General features: G+C 65.9%; 19 protein-coding genes and 1 other RNA gene. 2 read left to right on the top strand and 18 right to left on the bottom strand.

The genetic code is table 11. The features are described from left to right. Positions 1-306: 306 nt before the first annotated feature. From ftsZ to rsmH, 15 genes are all read right to left on the bottom strand, one after another. On the bottom strand, positions 307-2,103 hold the full coding sequence (gene ftsZ / locus HAP41_RS12015) for a cell division protein FtsZ (RefSeq protein ID WP_166101906.1): 1,797 nt from the start codon (positions 2,101-2,103) through the stop codon (positions 307-309). An 87-nt stretch (positions 2,104-2,190) separates the two neighbouring features. Next, complete coding sequence (ftsA, locus tag HAP41_RS12010; RefSeq protein ID WP_028147625.1) at positions 2,191-3,513, bottom strand: cell division protein FtsA; 1,323 nt, start codon at positions 3,511-3,513, stop codon at positions 2,191-2,193. Then, positions 3,510-4,538, bottom strand: coding sequence for a cell division protein FtsQ/DivIB (locus HAP41_RS12005; protein WP_063981542.1), 1,029 nt, complete (start codon positions 4,536-4,538; stop codon positions 3,510-3,512). The genes ftsA and HAP41_RS12005 overlap by 4 nt, the downstream gene beginning before the upstream one ends. A 350-nt stretch (positions 4,539-4,888) precedes the next feature. After that, positions 4,889-5,875, bottom strand: coding sequence for a D-alanine--D-alanine ligase family protein (locus HAP41_RS12000; RefSeq protein ID WP_166101910.1), 987 nt, complete (start codon positions 5,873-5,875; stop codon positions 4,889-4,891). A 22-nt stretch (positions 5,876-5,897) separates the two neighbouring features. After that, positions 5,898-6,818, bottom strand: coding sequence for a UDP-N-acetylmuramate dehydrogenase (gene murB, locus HAP41_RS11995; protein ID WP_166101914.1), 921 nt, complete (start codon positions 6,816-6,818; stop codon positions 5,898-5,900). 187 nt (positions 6,819-7,005) lie between these two features. Continuing rightward, entirely contained in the window at positions 7,006-8,409 is a 1,404-nt protein-coding gene (gene murC, locus HAP41_RS11990; RefSeq protein WP_166101921.1) for a UDP-N-acetylmuramate--L-alanine ligase, read from the bottom strand. A gap of 120 nt (positions 8,410-8,529) precedes the next feature. Further along, positions 8,530-9,630 carry an undecaprenyldiphospho-muramoylpentapeptide beta-N-acetylglucosaminyltransferase gene (gene murG, locus HAP41_RS11985; RefSeq protein ID WP_166101926.1) on the bottom strand — a complete coding sequence of 367 codons (1,101 nt, stop codon included), beginning with the start codon at positions 9,628-9,630 and terminating at the stop codon, positions 8,530-8,532. Between the two features lie 178 nt (positions 9,631-9,808). Further along, positions 9,809-10,960 carry a putative lipid II flippase FtsW gene (ftsW, locus tag HAP41_RS11980; RefSeq protein WP_063981538.1) on the bottom strand — a complete coding sequence of 384 codons (1,152 nt, stop codon included), beginning with the start codon at positions 10,958-10,960 and terminating at the stop codon, positions 9,809-9,811. 236 nt (positions 10,961-11,196) lie between these two features. Further along, positions 11,197-12,597 carry a UDP-N-acetylmuramoyl-L-alanine--D-glutamate ligase gene (gene murD, locus HAP41_RS11975; protein WP_166101929.1) on the bottom strand — a complete coding sequence of 467 codons (1,401 nt, stop codon included), beginning with the start codon at positions 12,595-12,597 and terminating at the stop codon, positions 11,197-11,199. A 7-nt stretch (positions 12,598-12,604) separates the two neighbouring features. Continuing rightward, positions 12,605-13,708, bottom strand: a complete 1,104-nt coding sequence (mraY, locus tag HAP41_RS11970) for a phospho-N-acetylmuramoyl-pentapeptide-transferase (RefSeq protein WP_014492955.1) — start codon at positions 13,706-13,708, stop codon at positions 12,605-12,607. 160 nt (positions 13,709-13,868) lie between these two features. Next, on the bottom strand, positions 13,869-15,248 hold the full coding sequence (locus tag HAP41_RS11965) for a UDP-N-acetylmuramoyl-tripeptide--D-alanyl-D-alanine ligase (protein ID WP_166101933.1): 1,380 nt from the start codon (positions 15,246-15,248) through the stop codon (positions 13,869-13,871). After that, positions 15,245-16,717 carry a UDP-N-acetylmuramoyl-L-alanyl-D-glutamate--2,6-diaminopimelate ligase gene (locus tag HAP41_RS11960; protein ID WP_166101937.1) on the bottom strand — a complete coding sequence of 491 codons (1,473 nt, stop codon included), beginning with the start codon at positions 16,715-16,717 and terminating at the stop codon, positions 15,245-15,247. Before HAP41_RS11960 ends, HAP41_RS11965 begins: the two co-directional genes overlap by 4 nt. Positions 16,718-16,801: 84 nt before the next feature. Next, positions 16,802-18,556 carry a peptidoglycan D,D-transpeptidase FtsI family protein gene (locus HAP41_RS11955; RefSeq protein WP_166101940.1) on the bottom strand — a complete coding sequence of 585 codons (1,755 nt, stop codon included), beginning with the start codon at positions 18,554-18,556 and terminating at the stop codon, positions 16,802-16,804. Then, complete coding sequence (gene ftsL / locus HAP41_RS11950; RefSeq protein WP_014492951.1) at positions 18,553-18,945, bottom strand: cell division protein FtsL; 393 nt, start codon at positions 18,943-18,945, stop codon at positions 18,553-18,555. Before ftsL ends, HAP41_RS11955 begins: the two co-directional genes overlap by 4 nt. A gap of 3 nt (positions 18,946-18,948) precedes the next feature. After that, positions 18,949-19,938: a 16S rRNA (cytosine(1402)-N(4))-methyltransferase RsmH gene (gene rsmH / locus HAP41_RS11945; protein WP_085399272.1), complete on the bottom strand. Its 990-nt coding sequence runs from the start codon at positions 19,936-19,938 to the stop codon at positions 18,949-18,951. 430 nt (positions 19,939-20,368) lie between these two features. Here rsmH and HAP41_RS11940 point away from each other — a divergent pair, with 430 nt between their 5' ends. Continuing rightward, complete coding sequence (locus tag HAP41_RS11940) at positions 20,369-21,232, top strand: N-acetylmuramoyl-L-alanine amidase (RefSeq protein WP_175618141.1); 864 nt, start codon at positions 20,369-20,371, stop codon at positions 21,230-21,232. A gap of 119 nt (positions 21,233-21,351) precedes the next feature. Here the strand turns inward: HAP41_RS11940 and HAP41_RS11935 are convergent, their stop codons facing one another. The 3 genes from HAP41_RS11935 to HAP41_RS11925 form a co-directional block, all read right to left on the bottom strand. Next, a complete protein-coding gene (locus HAP41_RS11935) occupies positions 21,352-22,587 on the bottom strand; it encodes an RNA polymerase sigma factor (protein WP_414643373.1) in 1,236 nt (411 codons plus the stop codon). Beyond that, positions 22,584-22,934 carry a YciI family protein gene (locus HAP41_RS11930; protein WP_063981533.1) on the bottom strand — a complete coding sequence of 117 codons (351 nt, stop codon included), beginning with the start codon at positions 22,932-22,934 and terminating at the stop codon, positions 22,584-22,586. The genes HAP41_RS11935 and HAP41_RS11930 overlap by 4 nt, the downstream gene beginning before the upstream one ends. 100 nt (positions 22,935-23,034) lie before the next feature. Beyond that, positions 23,035-23,385 (bottom strand): YciI family protein, encoded by a 351-nt coding sequence (locus tag HAP41_RS11925; RefSeq protein ID WP_063981532.1) that lies wholly within the window; start codon positions 23,383-23,385, stop codon positions 23,035-23,037. 149 nt (positions 23,386-23,534) lie between these two features. On the opposite strand from HAP41_RS11925, the gene rnpB reads away from it, so the two are divergent. Next, positions 23,535-24,014, top strand: an RNA gene (gene rnpB, locus HAP41_RS11920) — RNase P RNA component class A. Positions 24,015-24,091 lie beyond the last annotated feature (77 nt).

Below are 24,091 nucleotides of genomic sequence, written 5' to 3'. Positions count from 1 at the left end.
GTGCCGACGGTTGCGAATCTCCGTATCCCCAAGTCACGGCAAACCATAGTCACAGCCTCAAACAGCGCCAACTCACGCTTTTTTACCGATTGTTACCCCAAACCTGCCGTATTCGCGCCAAGGCTTAACCAAATTGCGCCGGAGTTTGGGACCGTTATCGGCAGTTTTACTGAACCACCAAATGCGTAATTAATGATTTAAAATCAGTTGTTTGATCCCGCAATCCGGGCATGCACGGGACCAAAGGAAAGGTCCCGGCAAGCTTCCCGCCGGGACCTTTTTTCGTCAGCCTTATTGTAACAATCCTCAGGTCGCCTGACGCCTCAGGAAGGCCGGGATATCAAGATGGTCGTCACCCTGTGGCGCCGGCGCAACAGGCGCCGGGCGGCCATGCATGTCCAGGCCCTGAGGCGCAGGACGGCGGGCATACTCCGATACCGGCTCGCTTGCCGCGATCTGCTGCGCCACGCTCTTCTGGGGCCGGCGATCGGGCAGCGGCGGCATCGCGGGACCGGCGGTGCGGGCTGCGACCGGCGCCTCACTCTCCTCGTCGCGGCGGCCGAGGCCGACATTGGCGAGGCGCTGGAGCAGCGACAGGCGGGTCTTCTGCGGGGTCTCTTCCTCAACCTCGCCGCGGGCCTGGCGAAGCTCGGCCTGGGCCGGCATCGGCAGTTCGTCGATGCGCGGCATCCGAGGCGCGCGGACCGGCCCACGCTCGGCCTGCGGCGGGATGAAGGTATCCGGCGTCATCGGCTCCTGCATCGCGACCGGGGCCATGTCAGGCTCCGGAAACAGCGTCGGCTTCTGTGCGATCGGGCGCACCGTGACGTCGCCATAGGTCTGCATCGGCGCGGGCGCCTGCGGGACCTCGGCAACGGCAGCCGCGATGGCGGCCAGCGCGGCGCGCTCGACATTCGGACGCGGCGCGGTCGGGGCGGCGGCCGGGATCTGGGCTTCCAGCTTCTGGGCGCGCTCGGCCATGCGCTGATTGTCGGCGCGCAGACGCGCGGTCAGATCGGCGAGACGGCTCTCGGCAGCGGCGGCCGGAGCAGCGGGAGCCTGCTGCACCTGCTGGATCTGCTGCGGCGCCGCGTTCGCAACCGGGGCGCTGGTGGCCTGGGTGTTGCGGGCGATCGTTGCCTGCTCGATGCCGGTGGCAACGACCGAGACGCGGATCAGGCCGTCGAGCGCTTCGTCGAAGGTCGCGCCGACGATGATGTTGGCGTCCTGGTCGACTTCCTCGCGGATGCGGGTCGCGGCTTCGTCAACCTCGAACAAGGTGAGGTCCTTGCCGCCGGTGATCGAGATGAGGAGGCCCTTGGCGCCCTTCATCGAGCTATCGTCGATCAGCGGGTTGGCGATCGCGGCTTCAGCGGCGGTCAGCGCGCGCTTGTCGCCGGAAGCTTCGCCCGTACCCATCATCGCCTTGCCCATCTCGCGCATGACGGCGCGGACGTCGGCGAAGTCGAGGTTGATCAGACCTTCCTTGACCATCAGGTCGGTGATGCAGGCAACGCCGGAGTAAAGCACCTGGTCGGCCATCGCGAAGGCGTCGGCGAAGGTGGTCTTCTCGTTGGCGACCCGGAACAGGTTCTGGTTCGGGATGATCAGGAGCGTGTCGACGACCTTGTGCAGCTCGTTGATGCCGGCCTCGGCGGTGCGCATGCGCCGGCCGCCCTCGAAGTGGAACGGCTTGGTCACGACGCCGACGGTGAGGATGCCCATGTCGCGCGCGGTCTTGGCGATGACGGGAGCAGCACCTGTGCCGGTGCCGCCGCCCATGCCGGCGGTGACGAACACCATGTTGGCGCCCGAGAGATGGTCGCGCAGTTCGTCGATCACCTCTTCCGCCGCCGCCGCGCCGACGTTCGGTTGCGAACCCGCGCCGAGGCCTTGCGTGACCGCGGTGCCCATCTGCACGATGCGCTGCGCCTTCGACATCGTCAGCGCCTGCGCGTCGGTGTTGGCGACCACGAAGTCGACGCCCTGGAGGCCCGCCGTGATCATGTTGTTGACGGCGTTGCCACCGGCGCCACCGACGCCGAACACGGTGATCCGGGGCTTCAATTCGTGAATATCAGGAACATTGATGCTGATGGTCATGTTTGCCTCTCGATCACGCGCGCGTGGGTTCGCCCCGGCCGGCGGCCGCGGGAGTTGGTGAAATGCGAAGGTTGCGGAACCGGTTCATCAGAAGCCCTCGCGTAGCCATCGTCCGACCTTTCCAAAATAACCGCCCGTCCCTGTCTTGACCTGCTGCCGCGTATGCCGCGGTTCGACATGCTCGTGATGAACATATTGCGGGTAGACGAGGAGCCCTGCCGGCACCGCGAACGCGGCGTTCTTCGCCTCGTTGGGCAGCCGGCCGAAACCGAGCGGACGTCCGACCCGCACGGGCCGGCCGAGAATCTGTGTGCCGAGTTCAACGAGGCCGGTGAGCTGCGAGGCGCCGCCGGAGAGCACGACGCGGCCGTTGCGCTCTGAGGCGAAGGGCGAATCCTTCAGCTTGTCCCGAACCATTTCGAAGACTTCCTCGGCACGGTGCTTGACGATGTTGGCGATGGTGGCGCGGGAGACGATCTGCGGCAGATCCTGCTCGTCACCGGCTGTCGGTACAGACATCAGCTCACGCGAGTCCGATCCGCCGGTGATGACGGTCCCATATAACGTCTTGATTCGCTCGGCATCGGCAATGGTCGCGGAGAGTCCACGCGCGAGATCCATCGTGATGTGTTGCCCGCCGACCGCAAAGCCCGCCGCATGCACGAAGCGGCCGCCGGAATAGACCGCGATAGTGGTGGTGCCCGCGCCCATCTCGACGACGGCCGCACCGAGATCGGCCTCGTCGTCGGTCAGCACCGACAGGCCGGCCACATACGGGCTCGCCGCCATGGCTTCGACATTGATGTGGCAGCGCTCCACCGCCAGCATCAGGTTACGGGCAACGGTGGCCTCGCAGGTGACGACGTTCATGTCGACGCCGAACTGATGCGCGACCATGCCGCGCGGATCGCGGATGCCCTTGACGCCGTCGAGCGTGTAGCCGACCGGCAGCGCGTGCAGCACGGTGCGGCCCTCGCCGGTGGCGTGGCGCATGCCGGTCGAGGTGACGCGGCTGACATCGGCCGGCGTCACGGCGCCGCCGCGGATGTCGGCCGCAGCTTCGACCAGCTGGCCGGAGAGCCGGCCGCCGGAGACCGACAGCAGCACGGACTCGACCCGCACCTTGGCCATCTTCTCCGCCAGCCCGACGGCCTGGCGTACCGCCTGCTCGCATTCGGCAAGATCGATCACCGCGCCGGCCTTCATGCCGCGCGACTGGATCTGGCTGTAACCGATCAGCTCCACCGCGTGGGTACGGTCGCGCAGGGCTTCGCTCGGCGCCGACGGCCTCAGCCGCGCAATCATGCAGGCGATCTTGCTGGTGCCGATATCGAGGCAGGCGACGATGCCGCCGCGCTTGTGCGGCATCGGGCGCGTCTTCGGGGTCTGGGTGCGATCAAGACCGGTCATGCGGCGTCCCCGGCCTTCTTTTTCTTCTTGTCCTTGAACAGGTCCTCGCGCGCCTTGGCGGCGTCGTCGGACAGCTGCACCACCAGACGATCGGGCAGGCGCATGTCGACGGCGACGATGTCGCGGGAGAACAGCTTGTCCTCCTTGTCGAGCCTGGACAGCATCGCGAGGGCGTTGCCGACGTCCTGCTCGGGCAGACGGATGTCGAGGCCATCCTTGAGCCTCAGGTTCCAGCGCCGCTCGCCGACATAGATCGCGGCCTTGGTCACCGAATTGATCTGCGGATAGCGCGCCAGCAGCGCCAGGAAATCGCGCGCCTGGGTGTCGGCGCCCTTGCCGACCACGAGCGGCAGCGACAGGAACCGGCGCGAGACGTAAGGCTCGAGCACCGCACCATCATCGGCGATGACGGAGAGCCGGCCGGCCTCCTGCCACAGCGCGAAGGCCTGGCGCTCGGTGATGTCGATCATGAGCCGGCCCGGATAGAGCTTCAGCACGGTCGCATCCGCAATCCAGGGATTGGCCTTGAGCTTGTCGCGCACGACGTCGGCGTCAAGAAACAGCAGCGAGGAGCGGCCGCTGACCCCGCCGACCGCGAGGATCTCGTCCTGGCTGAGCTGCTTGCGGCCGTTGATCACGACAGAGGTGATGCGGAAGCCCGCAGAATTGGCCAGCGCGTTGCGGGTGTCGCTGACTGCGGCGATGAAATCCTGGAGGTGGCCGCCCCTGACGATGCCGAAGCCGCAGCTTCCGACCAGCAGCAGAACGGTCATGGTGATCCCGATCCGGCGCGGCGCATAGCGCTCGACCAGCGCGACCACGCGCGGCGGCGGCTCGCGCTCGACGACGGGCTTGGCTTTGGTCTTGGATCTGATCTTGTTCTGGGCGACAGCGCGCTTCTGGTCGCGCTTATCCTGCACCCACTCGCGCAGAAGCACGACCGCTCCGATAGCGGCCGCCTTCAGGTCAGCTTGGGGCCTCAGCGATCTCAGAAACGACCGGGTGAGGCTTCCTGCACCATCCATTGCACGAGCTCGTCAACAGTTAGCCCGCGACATCGCGCGGGTCCTGGCGAACATGACGTCTCGGACTTGCCGGGCCGGGTGTTGGTCTTCAGAAGAAGAAAACCTCTCCCCTTCAAAGCGTTCGCTGGAGGTGACATCACCCGCAACAGCCCACGCGCCGGCAGCCAAAGCGTCATATGCGCCGCCAGCGTTAACCTTCGGACGTCCTGGTAAACAAAAGGTAAACTTCGTTAACGCGGGATGCGTTTTGCCCAGGCGTGTGAGGCATTTATGCCGCGATGTTCGGCATTTTACCGGTTTTGGGTTCCAAAACCGGCCATTTCGCCCGTTCGGCCGTTAACCAGTCCTAATTAATTTCTTACGCCCCGCCCGGCGAGCTCGACCAGGCCGCGCAGGAAGTCGACGAACTCGATGCCTTCGGCTTTCAGCGCCTTGGGGTAGAGCGAGGACTTGGTCAACCCGGGCAGCGTGTTGGTCTCGAGATAGATCAGGCCCCTATCGGAGACGATGAAGTCCGAGCGGGAATAGCCGGTGCAGGACATCGCGCGATGCGCCAGCATCGCCTGCTCCTTCAGCGCAGCGGTGATCTCGGGCGAAAAACGCCCGGGGCAGATCTCCTGGGTCGACTTCAGGAGATATTTTGCGGCGTAGTCGAAATTGCCCTCGCCCGGAATGATTTCGATCGGCGGCAGCGAGATGATCGAGCCGTCGGGGCGCTCCAGCACGCCACAGGTTGCCTCGACGCCGGCGATGTAGGGCTCGATCACATAGTCTTCGTGCTTCGCCGCATTGCGGACGGCGACGAGATCCTGCCTGGCGTTGACGAAGATCAGGCCATAGCTCGAGCCGTCGCGCGCCGGCTTTGCGATCAGCCGGCCGTATTCGGCGAAGGCCTCGTCGATCTTGTCCAGCGCAACGTTGGCCGGCGGCGTCACGCCGCCGAGCGCGGCGAAATGCTTGGCGGCGATCTTGTCGAAGGCGAGATGCGAGGAGGCCGAGCCCGATCCGGTGAAAGGCACGCCGCGCGCCTCGCACATCACCTGCAATTCGCCGTTCTCCGCGCGCCCGCCATGCAGGCCGAGCACCAGCACGCGGCCCTCCGTCTTGGCCTGGTCGAGCGCCTGCCCTAGCGGAATGCCCGATGTGCCGGGCTTGAACTCGTCCTCGAATGGACGGGCGTGTTCGAGCAGTTGCTTCGACTGTACGACATGCACCTTGTCCTCGACGTCCCACCACCAGAGATCGGCCTCGGGCAGCGCCTGATGTAACGCCTGGGCTGAGGCGACCGAAACCAGACGCTCCCGGTTGGAGCCGCCGAAGAGGATGGTGATGCGCATGTTCTCTCGTCGCCTGTCCAGGTTAGCCGGGAATTCCAATCCGCTTGATTTCCCAATGTAGCTCAATTCCGGAGTTTGCCTTCACCCGTTCGCGCACGGTCTCGCCCAGCGTCTCGATGTCGTGCGCGGTGGCATCGCCCGTGTTGATCAGGAAATTGCAGTGCATCTCCGAGACCTGCGCGCCGCCGACGCGCAGGCCGCGGCAGCCGGCGGCGTCGACCAGCTTCCAGGCGGAATGGCCGGGCGGGTTCTTGAAGGTCGAGCCGCCGGTCTTTTCGCGGATCGGCTGCGCGGTCTCGCGATGGGTCTGTACCTCCGCCATCCGCGCGCGGATCGTATCGGGATCCCTGATCTCGCCGCGAAAGCGCGCGGAGGTGAAGATCATGGAGGGATCGACGCCGCTGTTGCGGTAGACGAACTTCATGTCGGCGTTCGAGAACACGTGCTTGCTGCCGTCCCTCGCAACGCCGGTCGCCTCGATCAACACGTCCTTGGTCTCGCCGCCATTGGCGCCCGCATTCATGCGCAGCGCACCGCCGATGGTGCCGGGAATGCCGAAATAGAATTCGAGCCCGCCGATATTGGCGGAGGCCGCCACTTCCGCCACGCGCTTGTCGAGCGCGGCAGTTCCAGCGGTGACGACATCGCCGCTCGCGCTCGCCTCGCCAAAGGCGCGCGGCGCCAGCCGAATCACCACGCCCGCAATGCCACCGTCGCGCACGATCAGGTTGGAGCCGACGCCGACGACATAGACGGGAATGTCGGACGCAAGATGCGCGAGGAAGTAAGCGAGATCGTCCTCATCCGCCGGCGTGAACAGCACCTGCGCGGGACCACCGACGCGAAACCAGGTGAGCTCGGCGAGCGACTGGTTGGCCAGCATCCGGCCGCGCAGCTCCGGCATCGCGGCTTTAAGTTCGGGTGTGATGTCCGGGAAGGTCATGGTGCATCCTCAAGTGAGGAAGGCACAATCTCTCCGTTCCCTCCCCCCTTGCGGGGGAGGGGCAGCGAGAGGGGTAGCCACAAGCGAGATCGGAGTTCGTGGCCACCCCTCTCCCCCGCCCTCCCTCGCAAGGGGGGAGGGAGTGCGGTGTGCCGTGTGGCTGTCTGTGAGACTCTCATGAGAGCGCTCACCCCAGCGCCTTCAATTCGCCGGGCAAGGCATACGCCCATTGCGTGATGTTGCCCGCACCGAGACACACGACGAGATCACCGGACTTCGCCAGGCCCTTGACGATACCTGCGAGCTCCGGCGCTGCCGGCAGCGGGATCACCTCGCGGTGGCCATGGGCGCGCAGGCCGGCTACGAAATGATCGCGGTCGATGCCGTCGATCGGCGTCTCGCCGGCGGCGTAGACGTCGGCGACGACGACCGCATCGGCGTCGTTGAAGCAGGTACAAAATTCCTCGAACAGCGATTGCAGGCGGGTGTAGCGATGCGGCTGCACCACGGCGACGATCTTGCCATTGGTGGATTCCCGCGCCGCCTTCAGCACTGCCGCGATCTCGACGGGGTGATGACCGTAATCGTCGATCACCGTGACGCCGTTCCACTCGCCGGTCTTGGTGAAGCGGCGCTTGACGCCGCCGAAGCCTGCGATCGCCTTGCGGATCGCCTCGTCCGACACGCCGAGTTCGCGCGCGACCGCAATCGCGGCCGTCGCGTTCGAGGCGTTGTGGCGTCCCGGCATCGGCAGCATGAGATCGGCGATCTCGTGCACGGCGCCGGTCTTGCGATCGCGGAACGCGACCTTGAACTTCGAGCCACCGCCCATCGGGGTGAGGTCAAGCAACCGCACATCGGCCTGCGGATTCTCGCCGTAGGTGATGATGCGGCGATCCTCGATCTTGCCGACGAGGCTCTGCACGACGGGATGGTCGATGCACATCACGGCGAAGCCGTAGAACGGCAGGTTCTCGACGAAATGCCGGAACGCGTCCTGCACCGCCTCGAAGGTCTTGAAGTGATCGAGATGCTCGGGGTCGACATTGGTGACGATCGCGACATCGGTCGGCAGCTTCAGGAACGTGCCATCGCTCTCGTCCGCTTCGACCACCATCCAGTCGCCGGCACCGAGGCGCGCGTTCGAGCCATAGGCATTGATGATGCCGCCATTGATCACGGTGGGATCGAGGCCGCCGGCATCGAGCAGCGTTGCGACCATCGTGGTCGTGGTGGTTTTGCCGTGGGTCCCGGCGATGGCGACGCAGCTCTTCAGCCGCATCAGCTCGGCCAGCATCTCGGCGCGGCGCACCACGGGAATGCGGCGTTCGCGCGCCACCATCAATTCCGGATTGTCGCGCTTGATCGCGGTGGAGACGACGACGACCGCAGCGCCGTCGACATTCTCGGCCTTGTGGCCGACCGAGACCTTTGCACCTGCCTTGCGCAGACGGTCGAGATTGTAATTGTCGGAGGCGTCCGAGCCCTGCACGACATAGCCGAGATTGACCAGCACCTCGGCGATCCCGCTCATGCCGATCCCGCCGATCCCGACGAAGTGGATGGGTCCGATCTCGCGCGGCAGTCTCATGCTCTGTTCCCTGACCTTGCCGCCGGAAAGGCGGCATCTGGCGAAGGTCACGGCCAAATCAGCCGCGCCGTTGTTACTGGATGCCCCGCTTTGGAAGGCCAAGACAAGGGCTTTTTCGCGTCAGATTCCCGCGACTTTGACCACCAGATCGGCCAACCGTTCGGCCGCATCGAGCCGCCCCGCCCTCTTCGCGGCTGCGGCCATGGAGGCAAGACGCGCGGGCTCGGCGGCGAAGGCGGAGATCTCGGCGGCTAGCCGGTCGGAGGTAAACTCGGTCTGCGGGATACGGATCGCGCCGTCGACCTTGGCCAGCACGCCGGCATTGGCGAACTGGTCCTGGTCGATCGAGCCGGGTAGCGGCACCAGGATCGAGGGCCGTCCGATCGCGGCGAGTTCGGCGACCGTGCCGGCGCCTGAACGCGACACCACCAGATGGTTGGAGGCGAGCCGCGCCGGCAGATCGGTGAAGAACGGCGCGAGCTCGGCATTGATCTTGAGCTTGTCGTAGACCGCGCGCACGCGCGCCATGTCTTCGTCGCGCACCTGCTGGGTCAGGACGAGCCGGCTCCATAGCGCAGGCTCAAGGCGCTCGATCGCACCGGGGACGACGTCGGCCATGATGCGCGCACCCTGGCTGCCGCCGACGACGAGCAGGCGCAGCGGTCCGTTCGCTTCAGGCGCGACATAGGGTACGGCGGCTGCGGCGAGGATCGCCGGACGCATCGGCGTGCCCACGGTCGTGGTCTTGCCTGCCAGCGCCGGATCGCGGTCGAGCACGCCGGGCAACGACGTCGCGATGGCGCGGACGCGGCTCGCCAGGAACCGGTTGGCGCGGCCGAGCACCGCATTGGCGTCGTGAATGATGCTGGGCACGCCCGCAAATTTCGCAGCGACCAACGGCGGCAGCGTCGGATAGCCGCCGAAGCCGACGACGGCGACGGGCTTCAATCGCCTGATCAGGCCGTAGGCGGACAGCGTGCCGGCGGCGAGCGTGAGGCCGGCATAGGCGAGCTGCAACGGATTGCGGCCACGCGCGGTCTCGCTCGAGACGACGTCGATCATGTCCTTGCTGAACAGCCCGCTATAGCGCAGCGCCCGCTCGTCCGTGACGAGGCGGACGCGAAAGCCGCGCCGGATCAGCTCGACACCGAGCGCCTCGGCCGGAAACAAATGGCCGCCAGTGCCGCCCGCGGCGAGAAGAATCAGGGGGGAAGTGTCCATGGTAGCGGTATTTACAGGGAAAAAGCGCCTATTGCGAGCCGTGCTCGTGCCCCGGGCGTAGCGCAGTACGCTGCACTTCGCGGCGTGGTGCGCTGCTGAACCGGGGCCCATTGGTGCGGCATTCTGGGTCCCGGCTCTGCGCGCCGCTTCGCGGAGCTTGTCCGGGACACGAGAGTGGTCACGCGTAGCTGCGCATCGCCTCGGCGTGGCCGCTTGCCTCGACTTCGGTGCGCGGGCGCAGCCGCGTCAGGGCCAGCATCATGCCGACACCATAGGCCAGCGACACGATCGAGGAGCCACCATAAGAGATGAACGGGAGCGTCATGCCCTTGGCGGGGATGAGCTGGAGGTTGACCGACATGTTGATCGCGGCCTGCACGCCGAACAGGATCGCAAGGCCGGATGCGGCGAAGCGCGAGAACATGTCCTCATTGGCGTAGGCGCGCGACAGCGTGCGGATCACGACGAAGGCGAACAGCGCCAGCATCGCAAGGCACAGGATGATGCCGAACTCCTCGGCGGCAACCGCGAACACGAAGTCGGTGTGGCTGTCCGGCAGGCTGCGCTTGGCGATGCCCTCGCCCGGCCCGAGCCCGAACCATCCACCGTTGTAGAAGGCTTCCATGGCGGTATCGACCTGGAAGGTGTCGCCGGAAGCCGGATTCATGAAACGCTTGATGCGGCCGGCGACGTGCGGGACGAACAGATAAGCGCTGAACAGACCGGCCGCGGCGGCGCCCGCCAGGCCGAACACCCAGATCATGCGCATGCCCGCGATGAAGAACAGCGAGCCCCACACCATCAGGATCAGCATGGTTTGGCCGAAGTCCGGCTCCATCACCAGCAGCGAGACCAGCATCAAGAGCAGCACCAGCGCCATCGAGGTCGCCGGCATCTCGGGCCGCCTGGTCGATTCCGCGAACAGCCAGGCAGCGATGACGACGAACGACGGCTTTGCAACTTCGGAGGCCTGGATGTTGACGCCGAGCAGCGTGATCCAGCGCCGCGAGCCCTTCACTTCGGGGCCGATCGCGAGCGTCAGCACGATCAGGATGATGCTGGCCGCGAAGATGATCAGGGCCGAGCGGCGGATCGCGCGCGGCGTCAGGAAGGACACCCCGAGCAGCACCAGGCAGGAGGGCGCCAGGAACATCACGTGCCGGCTGAAGAAGTGGAACGGATCGAGCCCGATGCGGGTCGCAACCGGCGGGCTCGCCGCCAGCGACAGGATCACGCCGGTGAGCATCAGCGCCAGGATGGCGCCCATCAGCGGCTTGTCGACGGTCCACCACCACTCGGAAAAGGGGGTGCGTTCTTCACGGGAGAGCATGGGCGGCCGCTTTCGGACAGAGGTCGGTCCATTGGTCGCCGAGGTTGGTTACCGGGGGGTTAAGGAAATGCGGATGTTTGGAGATAGGAGCGAGCGCCGACCTCACGTGCTCGTCATGCCCCAGCTTGACCGGGGCATCCAGTACGCCGTGGCCTCCCGGCTCAAGCACCGCCTCTGGGATACTGGGTCGCCCGGTCAAGCCGGGCGACGACAGCGGAGCAAGGAGTAGCCGCGCCCTACACCACCGGCTTCACACCCGGCAGCGCCTGAACCAGTTCGCGGAACTTGGTGCCGCGGATCTCGAAGTTGCGGTACTGGTCGAAGGACGCGCAGGCGGGTGACAGCAGCACCACTGCATCCGCGAGGCCCGAGGCTTCGGCATCGCGCGCGGCGTGCTCGACGGCGATGTCCAGCGTCTGGCTGATCTCGTGCGCGACCTGCGTGCCCAGCGTTCCCGAAAACTCCTGCGCGGCCTCGCCGATCAGATAGGCCTTGCGGATGCGCGGGAAGAAGCCGGTCAGGCCAGTGATGCCGCCGGCCTTGGGCTTGCCGCCGGCGATCCAGAAGATTTCCGAAAAGGACGACAGCGCATGCGCGGTGGCATCCGCATTGGTGCCCTTGGAGTCGTTGACGAACAGCACGTTGCCGCGACGGCCGACCTGCTCCATGCGATGCGCGAGGCCCGGAAAGCTGCGCAGGCCGTTCTGCAGCACATCGAGGCTGATGCCCATCGCGAGCGCGGCGGCGGCGGCGCAGGCCGCGTTCTGCGCGTTGTGCTGGCCGCGCAGCGAGCCGATGCCGCCGAGCTTTGCGACCTCGCTCCGCGCGCCGCCCGCGGTGCGCACGATGGTGCCGTGCTCGACATGGATGCCGGAGGCCAGCGGATTCTTGACGGAGATCCGCACCACGTTCTTGCCGGCGCGGTCGAGCCGGTCGGCGATGTCGCGGCAGAAGCCATCGTCGGCGCCGACGATCGCGGTGCCGCCGGCCTGCACGCCGGCGACGAGACGCTCCTTCACCGCAGCGTAATGCGCGATGGTGCCGTGACGGTCGATATGGTCCTCGCTGACATTGAGCAAAATGCCGACGGAGGGATCGAGCGATGGCGTGAGGTCGATCTGGTAGGACGACATCTCGATGACGTGGACGCGGCCCGTACGCGGCGGCTCCAGCGACAGGATCGCGGTGCCGATATTGCCGCCCATCTGGGTGTCGTAGCCGGCGACCTTTGTGAGATGCGCAATCAGCGCCGTCGTGGTCGACTTGCCGTTGGTGCCGGTGATCGCGACGAATGGCGCGTTCGGCGCGTGCCGCCGCCGCTCGCGGCAGAACAGCTCGATATCGCCGATCACCTCGACGCCCGCCTCGCGCGCCTTCAGCACGCTCCAGTGCGGCACGGGATGGGTGAGCGGCACGCCGGGCGCGAGCACCAGCGCCGCGAAATTCACCCAGGAGACATTGCGCAAATCGGCGGTGATGAAACCCGCTTGCGCGGCCTTGGCGACGTTCTCGGCATTGTCGTCGGCGGCAATCACCTCGGCGCCGCCCGCTTTCAACGCGTGACAGGACGCAAGCCCCGAGCCGCCGAGGCCGAACACCGCGACCGTCTTGCCGGCGAAGGATGTGACCGGGATCATCGATCGATCACCGCAGCTTCAGCGTCGACAGACCGGCGAGCGCCAGCATCACCGAGATGATCCAGAACCGGATCACGATCTGCGGCTCAGTCCAGCCGAGCTGCTCGAAATGGTGATGGATCGGCGCCATCCGGAAGATGCGTTTGCCGGTGAGCTTGAACGACACCACCTGCACGATGACGGAAACCGCTTCCAGCACGAACAGGCCGCCGATCACCGCGAGCACGATCTCGTGCTTCACCGCGACCGCGATTGCGCCGAGCATGCCGCCGAGCGCGAGCGAGCCGGTGTCGCCCATGAAGATCGAGGCCGGCGGCGCGTTGAACCAGAGGAACCCGAGACCGGCGCCCAGCAGCGCGCCGCAGAGCACCGCGAGCTCGCCGGTGCCGGCGACATATTTGATCTGGAGGTAGTCGGCGAACACCGCGTTGCCGGCGAGATAGGCGATCATCGCAAAGCTCGCGGTCGCGATCATCACGGGCACGATGGCGAGGCCGTCGAGACCGTCGGTGAGGTTCACCGCATTGCCGGCGCCGACGATGACGAAGGCGCCGAACACGACGAAGAACCAGCCGAAATGCAGCACGGTGTCCTTGAGGAAGGGAATCGTCAGCGCGGTCGACGCGGGATCGCGGTTCAACCGCACCAGCGCATAGCAGGCGACCAACGCGATGGCGGCCTCGATCAGCAGGCGCAGCTTGCTGCCGAAGCCCGTCGTGGTCTGCTTGGTCACCTTGAGGTAATCGTCATAGAAGCCGACGAAGCCGAAGCCGAGCGTCACCGCCAGCACGATCCAGACATAGGGGTTGAGCGGATTGGCCCACAGCACGGTGCCAACCGTGAGGCCGGACAGGATCATCAGCCCGCCCATGGTGGGCGTGCCTTTCTTGGCGAGATGCGATTGCGGTCCGTCGGTCCGGATCGGCTGGCCCTTGCCCTGACGGATGCGCAGATGGTCGATGATCCAGGGCCCGAACAGGAACACGAACAGCGCGCCGGTGACGACGGCGCCGCCGGTGCGGAAGGTGATGTAGCGGAAGACGTTCAGGAAGGTGCGAACGGCACCGAAGCCGGGAAATGTGTTGGAGAGCTCGATCAGCCAGTAAAACATTCAGACGGTCCTATGGCGCCTTTGCACGCGGCCCTGGTGTTGGCCTTGACTTGCCTCACGCGCATTCGCGGGTCTTCTTCATGGGTCGGGCGACCTCTGGGAAAACGGACGGCTTCGCGCCGCAAAGGGTGGGATTCGGGAACAGCGCCTTCCAAGCAGTTTACGCCTTTGCCTGCAAGGCGGCCACTAGGCCCGGCACAAACTTGTTGACCCAGAACATCTTCTTGCTGCCCTTGACAACCACGACATCGCCTGCCCTCAGCAGATTTGCGACCTCGCCCGGCTTCAGCGTGACGGGGTCGTCGTGCCAGCCCAGGCCCTTGCCCGCCGGCAACACCTCGTAGAGATGGCGCATCAAGGGACCTACGCAGTAAACGCCGTCGATGCCGTCGAGATGCTTGGCGAGGGCCGTATGGTAGCTTGGTGCGTCATCGCCCAGTTCCAGCATGTCGCCGAGCACCGCAATGCGACGGCCGCCGGTCACGTTGCGCGCCTGGAGGCTTTGCAGTGCAGCAGCCACGCTGGCCGGATTGCCGTTGAAACTGTCGTCGATCACGGTGACGCCGCCAATCGCCTGCTCGACGCCGCGGCCGGTCATGATGCCGACCCGGTCGAGCTTGATCGCAAGCGTCGCCGCATCGAGGTTCGCGGCGCGGATCGAGGCGAGCGCCGCAAGCGCATTCTGCACGCGGTGCGGTGCGCCCGGCGTCAGGCTGAAGGCGATCTCCTTCTTGCCGAGCGCAGCCACGACCTGCCAGCTCTCGCCATGCGGCGCGTGCGCGACCTCGTGCACCTCGGCTTTCTCGCCGAAGCGTACGACCTTGCCCTTCCAGTCCGGCGCCTTGATCCCGGCAGGCAGCACCAGCACGCCATCCTCGGGCAGGCCGAGCGCGATCGACACCTTCTCGCGCCTGATGGCTTCGAGCGAGCCGAGCTTTTCCAGATGCACCGGCTGAACGTTGACGACGAGCGCAACGGTCGGCCGCGTCAGCTCGCTGAGCCGCGCGATCTCGCCGGTCTGGTTCATGCCCATCTCGACGACCCAGAGGCTGGCATCGGGCCTGGCGTTGCACAGCGTCAGCGGCACGCCCCAGAAATTGTTGAAGCTCGACGGGCTCGCATAGGCGCCGGGGTAGGCCGCGAGGAATTCCTTGGTGCTGGTCTTGCCCGCGCTGCCGGTGAGCCCGATCACCGGTCCGTTGAAACGGGCGCGTGCGGCACGTGCGAGGCCCCAGAGACCGTCGATCAGCGTGTCCTTGACGACGATCTGGGGAATGCGGATGCCGGCGATCTCGTGCGGCACGATCATCGCGACCGCGCCCGAAGCTTCCGCCTTGTCGGCGAACTCCCAGCCGTCGCGCGCGCTGGCGAAGGCCGAGATGAAGCCGCCGCTCGGCGTGCCGCTGAGCGCGACGAACAGGCAGCCCGGCTTCACCAGGCGGCTGTCCTGGGTGACGAAGTCGATCGGCGTGTCCGGAAATGATCCCGCAGCGCCCAGCGCACGCGCCACTTCGGCAACCGTCCATATTGGCGCGCTCATGCATCCCTCGACGCTAATGCGGCGGCGACCGCCTCGTGATCACTGAAGGGCAGCACCTCGCCGCCGACGATCTGTCCGGTCTCGTGGCCCTTGCCGGCGACGAGCAGCGCATCGCCGTCTTCCAACTCCTCGATCGCGGTGCGGATCGCCGCGGCACGGTCGCCGATTTCGCGGGCACCTTTTGCAGTCGCGAGGATTTCGGCGCGAATGGCTTCCGGCTTCTCGCTGCGCGGATTGTCGTCGGTGATGATGACGCGGTCGGCGTTTTCGGCCGCGATCTCGCCCATGATCGGGCGCTTGCCGGCATCGCGGTCGCCGCCGGCGCCGAACACGACGACCAGCCGGCGTTTTGCGTAAGGCCGCAAAGCCTGCAACGCCTTCTCCAACGCGTCGGGCTTGTGGGCGTAGTCGACGAAGATCGGCGCACCGTTGCGCTCGCCGACGCGCTCGAGCCGACCCTTGGCGCCTTCGAGATGTTCGAGGCTCGCAAACACGTTGGCCGGATCGCTGCCGGTGCCGATGGCAAGGCCGGCTGACACCAGCGCGTTCTCGATCTGGAATTCGCCGGCCAGCGGCAGCCGGACCGCATAACGCTTGCCGCGATGTTCGACGGCAAGGACTTGCGAAAAACCTTCGACCTCCGCCGCGGCGAGACGAATGCCCTCGCCTGCCCCGTCGCCGTTGCGGCCGACCGCCAGCACGCGCAGGCCGTGCGACCTGGCAGCATTGATTGCTTCCGCCGAGCAATCATGATCGGCGGAGATCACCGCCGCCCCATCCGCCGGGACCAGTTCGCGGAACAGGCGGAGTTTTGCTGCGAGATAATGCGCGACGGTTGGATGGTAATCCATGTGGTCGCGCGAGAGATTGGTGAAGCCGCCGGCGGAGACACGGACACCGTCGAGGCGGTACTGGTCGAGCCCGTGCGAGGACGCCTCGAAGGCGAGATGCGTCACGCCTTCGCGCGCGATCTCATCGAGCTGCCGGTGCAGCGCGATCGGATCCGGCGTCGTCAGCGAACCGTAGACGGTGCGCCTGGGCGAGACGAGACCGATGGTGCCGATGCTGGCGGAGGCATGCCCCAGTCGCTCCCAGATCTGGCGCGCGAACGCGGCGACCGAGGTCTTGCCGCTGGTGCCGGTCACCGCCGCGATGGTCGCCGGCTGTGCGGGGAAGAATTTGGCCGCGGCCAGCGCCAGCGCGCGGCGCGGATTGGCCACGGTAACGAACGGCACCTTGCTGCCATCAGGTGCATGGTCGCCGACGATCGCCACCGCGCCTGCTGCAATCGCGGCATCGACGAAGCGCGCGCCGTCGGTCTTGCTGCCCGCGAGGGCGAAGAAGAGATCGCCGGGCTTGACCACACGGCTGTCGAGCGCAACGCCGGTCACATCGAGCGCCGCGACAGCGGGCTCGATTGCGGCATCATTGCCTGGAATGTCCTGACCTAGGAGGTCGCGCAGCTTCATGGTCTTCCAGTCGACATGCCGTCCGGAAAGCCGGATCTTCGGAAAAGCCCCGACTCAGCAGCGGCGACGGCCCACCCCCGTTGATTACTGGGTTGTCCTGGATGCTGCAAGAATAAGGCGGTCGGACGGCGGCAGGTCAAACCGTGGCTCGATGCCCAGAAGCGGCGCGATCCGCTCGATCACCTTGCCGCCGGTCGGCACTGCGTTCCAGCCCGAGGTGATGAAACCATGCGTTTCGGGCAGCGCCTGCGGCTCGTCCAGCATGATCAGGATCTGATACTTTGGATTGTCGGAGGGCATGATCGCCGTGAAGGAGTTGAGAACCCGCTTCTTGGCGTAGCGGCCATTGATGACTTTCTCGGACGTGCCGGTCTTGCCGCCGACATAATAGCCCTTGACGTCTGCCTGTCTCGCCGACCCGACCTCCGCATTGAGCCGCATCAGATACCGCATCTTGTCGCTGGTCTCTTGCTTGATCACGCGCTTGGCCATCGCCGCCGCTTCAGCTTCGCTTCGCTTCATGAAGGTCGGCGGAATCAAATAGCCACCGTTCATCAGCGCGTTGATGCCCATCACCGCCTGGAGCGGCGCCACCGACAGACCCTGGCCGAACGCGATGGTGACCGTGTTCAGCTCGCTCCAGCGGCGCGGCACCAGCGGAGCTGCGCTCTCCGGCAGCTCGGTGCGCAGCCGCGTCAACTGGCCCATCTTGGCAAGGAACGCCTTGTGCGCCTCGACACCCTGGCCGAGCGCGATCCGCGCAGCGCCGATGTTGGAGGAGTAATAAAACACTTCTTTGGTGTTGATGAAACGTCCGAGCGAATGACTGTCGTGGATGGTGAACTTGCCGTAGTGCAGGTTTCCGCGTGCATCCCACGACGAGTTCAAATTGATCTTTCCGGAATCGAGCGCCATCGCCAGCGTGAAGGCCTTGAAGGTCGAGCCCATCTCGTAGACGCCCGTGGTCAGGCGGTTGATGCGGTCGGGGTCGTGCGCTTCCTTCGGATTGTTGGGATCGAAATCCGGAAGCGAGACCATCGCCACGATCTCGCCGGTCTTGACATTCGAGACGATGCCGGAGGCGGCCTTGGTGTGGTACTTCTCCTTGGCCTTCAAGAGCTCGTCGCGCAGCGCGTGCTCGACGCGCAGATCGACCGACAGCTCGATCGGCTTCTGCAGCCGGTCGGTGGCAAAGCCTGCGCGGTGGAGATCGGCGAGACCTTGATTGTCGAGCCACTTCTCCATGCCGGCGATGCCCTGGTTGTCGATGTTGACGAGACCGATGAGGTGGGCGACCTCGTTGCCGGTCGGATAGACGCGCTTGTTCTCGCGCAGGAAGCCGATGCCGGGAATGCCGAGCTTGTGGATGTCCTGCTGCTGCTTCGGCGTGATCTCGCGCTTGAGCCAGACGAAGCCCTTTCGCGACGACAGGCGCTCGCGCACCTCGGCTTCATCGAGGTCCGGCACAGTTGCGGTGAGAAGCTCGATCGCCTCGTCCTTGTCGATGATGCGGCGCGGCTCGCCGAACAGGCTCGCGGCCTTGACGTCGGTTGCCAGGATCGCGCCGTTGCGGTCGACGATGTCGGGCCGCGCGGTCGCGACCACCTCTTGCGCGGCAGCACGGCGCGCGCTGTGGGCGTCGGCACCGATCGCGAACATCACAAGCCGGCCGCCGATCAGGACGTAGACCGAGGTAAAGGCGATCATCGCGAGGCCAACGCGCGCGCGCGCCTTCGCGGCGCGGTCAACGTTGCGCCCGTAGAGCAGGCTGCGGATCAGCCGCTGCCGCCAGGGCTCGGGCGGCTTTTGAGTTGGCTTGGCCGGGGTCACAGCGCTCATTGCTTGTCCTCGGGCTGAGGAACGGAGCCCGTCACCGTATCCGGATCGCTCGCGGCTTCGATGGTGTTGAGCATGGCCCCGATCGGATCCGGCTCGCCCGGCCTGAACATCCGCGGCGGACGCTCCGGCAGGTTCTTCAGCGAGTCATATTGCGTGCCGTTGACCGGCTTGAGCGGCAGATGCCGGTCGGAAAGGCCCTGCAGACGCAAGGGCGCATCGAGCTTGGCCCATTCGGAGCGCAGCGCCGCGATTGCATCGCGCTGCTCGCGGATCTCCGCATGCAGCCGCAGCACCTTTTCGGTGCGCGCCGTGGAGTCCATCTTGATCCGGTAGACATAGGCCGCCGCGAAGATCAGCGCGCCGATGACGAGGAGGTGGATGAAGCGCATGCGCTAGCCGCCCCTCATCACGTCGGAGAGCTTTGGCCAGGACGAGGTCTCGCCGTCGTCGTGCGCGGGCGCATCGGTACGTTCAGCGGCGCGCAGCTTTGCGGAACGCGCGCGCGGATTATGCGCGACTTCCTCCTCACCCGCGATCACCGGCCGCCGGGTCAGCAGTTGGAAGCTCGGCGCGGTTTGCGCCACTTCCGGCAGATGCCGCGAACCGCCGCCTGTCTTGCTACGCTCGGAGAGGAAATTCTTGACGATGCGGTCTTCCAGCGAATGGAACGAGACCACCACGAGGCGGCCGTCCGGCCTGAGCACGCGCTCGGCCGCAGCGAGCGCGGTCTGGAGTTCCTCGAGCTCTTCGTTGACGAAGATGCGCAGGGCCTGGAACGTTCGCGTCGCCGGATGAATATCGCCGGGTTTCGAGCGCACGACCCGGCCGACGAGATCGGCGAGCGCGCGCGTTGTCGTGAACGGCGTCTCCTGCCGGTCGGCGACGATGGCGCGGGCGATGCGGCGCGACTGCCGCTCCTCACCAAAGAGATAGATGATGTCGGCGAGATCGCTTTCCGAGGCGCGCGCGACAATGTCGGCCGCCGTCGGCCCCGCCTGCCCCATCCGCATGTCGAGCGGGCCGTCGAGACGGAAGGAGAAGCCGCGGCCGGCCTGGTCGAGCTGCATCGAGGAGACCCCGACATCCATCACGACGCCGTCGACGGCATCGACGCCTTGCGCCGCACAGACCTCGGCGAGATTGGAGAAGCGATCCTCGACCAACGTCAACCGGCCCGCGGAGCGTTCGACGAGCTCAGCCCCGCCGGCGATCGCCGTGCGGTCGCGATCGATCGCAATCAGCCGGGTTCCCGGCACGTCGAGAATGGCGCGGCTGTAGCCGCCGGCGCCGAAGGTGGCGTCGACATAGATACCGCCCGCGCGCGGCGCGAGATGATCGACCGCCTCGCGGCCAAGAACGGGGATGTGCGGAACCGAGCTCATGCGCCACACCCGCAGAGCGTCCATGCGAGATCTGGGACGAGCGAGTCCATAACGCCTCGAATAATTCCGCGTCGCGGCGGTTCCACGACCCAACCCTCGTCCAGCATGGTTACCGAGCCCGGTCATCCCGGGCCGCAAACCCAGTGTTCCCAGTGGAATTTGTCGGGCAGCCATGGGATTTCGAGCCAAAATACGCTTTGGCCGCCTCCGGACGCGGGTCGGCTCTTCAATCCTCAGTAACGGCCCTTAGCGTTAAGAAAGCGTTGATCGGCTTGTTACAAGTCGAAAAGGTGACGCGTCGGTGATGCTCCATCCACACACATGCGCCAAAATGCATCCATTAACCGCGCCGCGCGATTGCGCGCGGCGGAGGGTAAAGGAATAGTAAAGAGAAGGGCTTGGCCCACTCTCTGTCCGACTTGAGCTGTCTATGTCGTCCGGTCCTTCCACGCCGTCTGGATCTGATTCGAAACGTCAACGCGTTCTTCCGGTTCCCAAGGCCGCGGCGAACACGCGGACGTTCGAGCCGGATTCCTCGATCGTCTCCGACATCATCCCTTCGCCGAACCATGGCGACCGCAACAAGGGACGGCAGCCGGATATGATCCTGCTGCACTACACCGGCATGCCCGACGTCGAGGGCGCGCTGGCGCGGCTGTGCACGGCGGGCACCGAAGTGTCGGCGCATTACGTCGTGCTGGAGGACGGCCGCATCGTGCAATGCGTGCCCGAGGCCAAGCGCGCCTGGCACGCGGGCGTCTCGTCCTGGGCCGGCGAGGACGACATCAACTCCTGCTCGATCGGCATCGAGATCATCAATCGCGGCCATGACTGGGGCTATCCGGAATATCCGTCGCGCCAGATCGCCGCCGTGATCACGTTGTGCCGCGGCATCATGCTTCGCCGCAACGTCGCCGCGCACCGGGTGCTCGGCCATTCCGACGTCGCGCCGGCGCGCAAGAAGGATCCCGGCGAGAAATTTCCGTGGCATTCGCTGGCCAATTCCGGCGTCGGACACTGGGTGACGCCCGCGCCGGTCGTGCGCGGCGAGAGCCTGATGCTCGGCACCATCAGCGACGAGGTGCTGAGCCTGCAGCAGGCGCTCGCCCGATACGGCTACGGCGTGCCGCTGACCGGCAAATACGACGCCGCGACGATGGAAGTCGTCACCGCCTTCCAGCGCCATTTCCGCCCCGCGCGGCTCGATGGTGTCGCGGATCACTCGACGCTGTCGACATTGCAGGCGTTGCTCGCGAGCCTGCCGGCGGATGCAACGGCGGTCGCGGCGAAGTAACGGCGCAAGCCACACACTCCGGTCATTGCGAGCGCAGCGAAGCAATCCAGACTGCCTCCGTGGAAAGAGTCTGGATTGCTTCGTCGCTACGCTCCTCGCAATGACGGAGTATCTAGCAACTACTCCATCTCCCGCATCCGTCGCGCATAGAGCCGCCGCAACGGCTCCAGCTGCGTCGCCGCCGTCGCGGCGACATACGCCTCGCGCGCTTCGCCCTTGCGCCCAAGCCGTCGCAACAGATCCGCGCGCACCGCGGGCAACAGCTCGTAGCCGCCAAGCCCGCCGCGCGCGGTGATCGCGTCGACGAGATCGAGCGCGCGCGCCGGGCCGTCGACCATCGAGACTGCGGCGGCATGGTTAAGCTCGATCACCGGCGACGGATTGATGCGCAAGAGCACTTCGTAGAGGCCAGCGATCTGCGGCCAGTCGGTCTGCTCGTAGCTCGGCGCACGGGCATGCAGCGCGGCGATCGCGGCCTGCACAGCATAGGGCTGCGGGCGGCCAGGCACGCGGAGCGCGTCGTCCACGAGACGCAGACCTTCCTCGATCTGCACACAATTCCAGAGCGAACGATCCTGCTCTTCCAGCAGAACGACGTCGCCGGCTGTGGTCTCGCGCCCGGCACGGCGCGCATCGTGCAGTAACATCAAGGCGAGCAGGCCTTTGATCCCGGCGCGATCCGGCATCAGCCGGTCGAGCAACCGGCCGAGCCTGATCGCTTCGACCGCGAGATCGGGCCGCATCAAATCCGCACCCGAGGTCGCAACATAGCCTTCGGTGAAGACGAGATAGATCACGGCGAGCACGCCGTTGAGCCGCGGCGCAAGCGCGGCGTGCTCGGGCACTTCATAAGGAATGCCGGCGAGCCTGATCTTCTGCTTGGCGCGGACGAGGCGCTGCGCCATCGCATCCTCGCCGACGAGAAAGGCGCGCGCGACCTGCGCCATGGACAGCCCGCAGACGGTGCGCAGCGTCAGCGCGACCTGGACCTCGATGGCGAAGGCTGGATGGCAGCACGTGAAGATCAGCCGCAGCATATCGTCATCGAGCGTTGCTGGCGGCTCGTCGCGCGCCTGCGCGTTGAACTCGAGCTCATGCACGAGCGCCCGCTGCTTGCCGCGGAACACGGCCTGCCGCCGGATGCGATCGATCGCCTTGTTGCGACCGACATTGACCAGCCAGGCGCGCGGATTATCGGGCACCTCGCCCGCCGACCAGCGCTCCAGCGCGACCGCGAAGGCATCCTGGAGCGCGTCCTCGGCGAGATCGAAATCGCCGACGAGGCGGATCAGCGTGGCAAGCACCCGCCCCGCCTCGTCGCGAAAAATCCGAGCGATGTCGGCAGGACAGATCACTTGTAGATCATGACCGGCCTGACTTCGATGGATCCCTCTTTGGCCTCGGGAATCCGAGCAGCCAGTCCGACGGCGGTGTCCAGATCCTTGGCCTCGACCAGATAGTAGCCGGCGAGCTGCTCGCGAGTCTCCGCGAAGGGACCGTCGGTCGTCAGGGTCTTGCCCTCGCGCACGCGCACGGTGGTCGCCGTCGTGGTCGGCTGAAGCCCGTCGCCGGCCTTGAAATGGCCGCTCTGGACGATGGACTGCGTGTAAGTGCCGTACTCCGCCGACAGCGCCTGACGGTCCGCGGGGGACATGTTGATCATTTTCGCTTCGTTCCGGTAGATCAGCAGTAGGTACTGCATGGCTTACTCCTGTTGTTCGGCCTGATTGCCGACATCCAGTCGAACGGGGCCAACATCAAACGACATCCTCGGGATAATTATTCGATATCAGGGGACGAGATCATTTGTAGATCATCACGGGCCTGACTTCGATCGAGCCGTCCCTGGCTCCGGGAATCCGCGCGGCCATCGCGATCGCTGCGTCGAGGTCTCTCGCCTCGACGAGATAATAGCCGCCGAGTTGCTCGCGGGTCTCGGCGAACGGACCATCGGTCGCGAGTACCTTGCCGTCGCGAACGCGAACGGTGGTCGCAGTCGAGGTCGGCTGGAGCCCGTCGCCGGCCTTGAAGTTGCCGCTCTGGACGATGGACTGGGTGTAGGCGGAATACTCCGCCAACAGCTTCTGGTAATCCGCGGGGTCCATCTTGCTCTGTTGAGCTTCGTTCCGGTAGATCAGCAGCAAATACTGCATCGCTTAACTCCTGTTGCTCGGCTGGATTGCCGGCATCCAGTCGAACCGGGCCCACGCCCAACGACATGTTCAGGATAAATTATTCGCAGCCGGCGTGCGCGGCGATCTCTGCTTGACGGAACCGTCACAAATGCCCCATGCGTAGCCGGTCAGTCGGCCGGACGGCCGCTCCGGCAGGTGCCGAAAGGCCGCCGGGGAGGAAAGTCCGGGCTCCCTTGACATACGGTGCCGGATAACGTCCGGCGGGGGCAACCCCAGGGAAAGTGCCACAGAGAACGAACCGCCCGCCGACGCCCCTTCGGGGCTCTGGCGCGGCAAGCCCTCGGGCCTGCCGTGCCGTAGCAGCGCAAGCTGCGTAGGCAGGTAAGGGTGAAAAGGTGCGGTAAGAGCGCACCGCGGCTCCGGCAACGGAGCCGGCATGGTAAACCCCACCGGGAGCAAAACCGAATAGGGACGGCGTAGCGGGCTGTTCGCGCAAGCGATAACGCCGCGGGGCGATGTCAGGCCCGCCGTCCGGGTAGGTTGCTCGAGGCCATGTGCAAACATGGTCCCAGAGGAATGGCCGTCACGTATCGTTCGCGCAAGCGGACGGTGCCTTACAGAACCCGGCTTACAGGCCGGCTGATATCTTGCAACGAGGGGTTCGATGCTGACCGCATCGAGCCCCTCACCATTTTGACCCGGCTGTCATTCCGGGGCGTGCGCA

Origin of the sequence: Bradyrhizobium barranii subsp. apii, from assembly GCF_011516635.5 — a bacterium.
GTDB classification, from domain to species: domain Bacteria; phylum Pseudomonadota; class Alphaproteobacteria; order Rhizobiales; family Xanthobacteraceae; genus Bradyrhizobium; species Bradyrhizobium barranii.
This window is presented reverse-complemented; position numbering and strand designations above follow the sequence as displayed.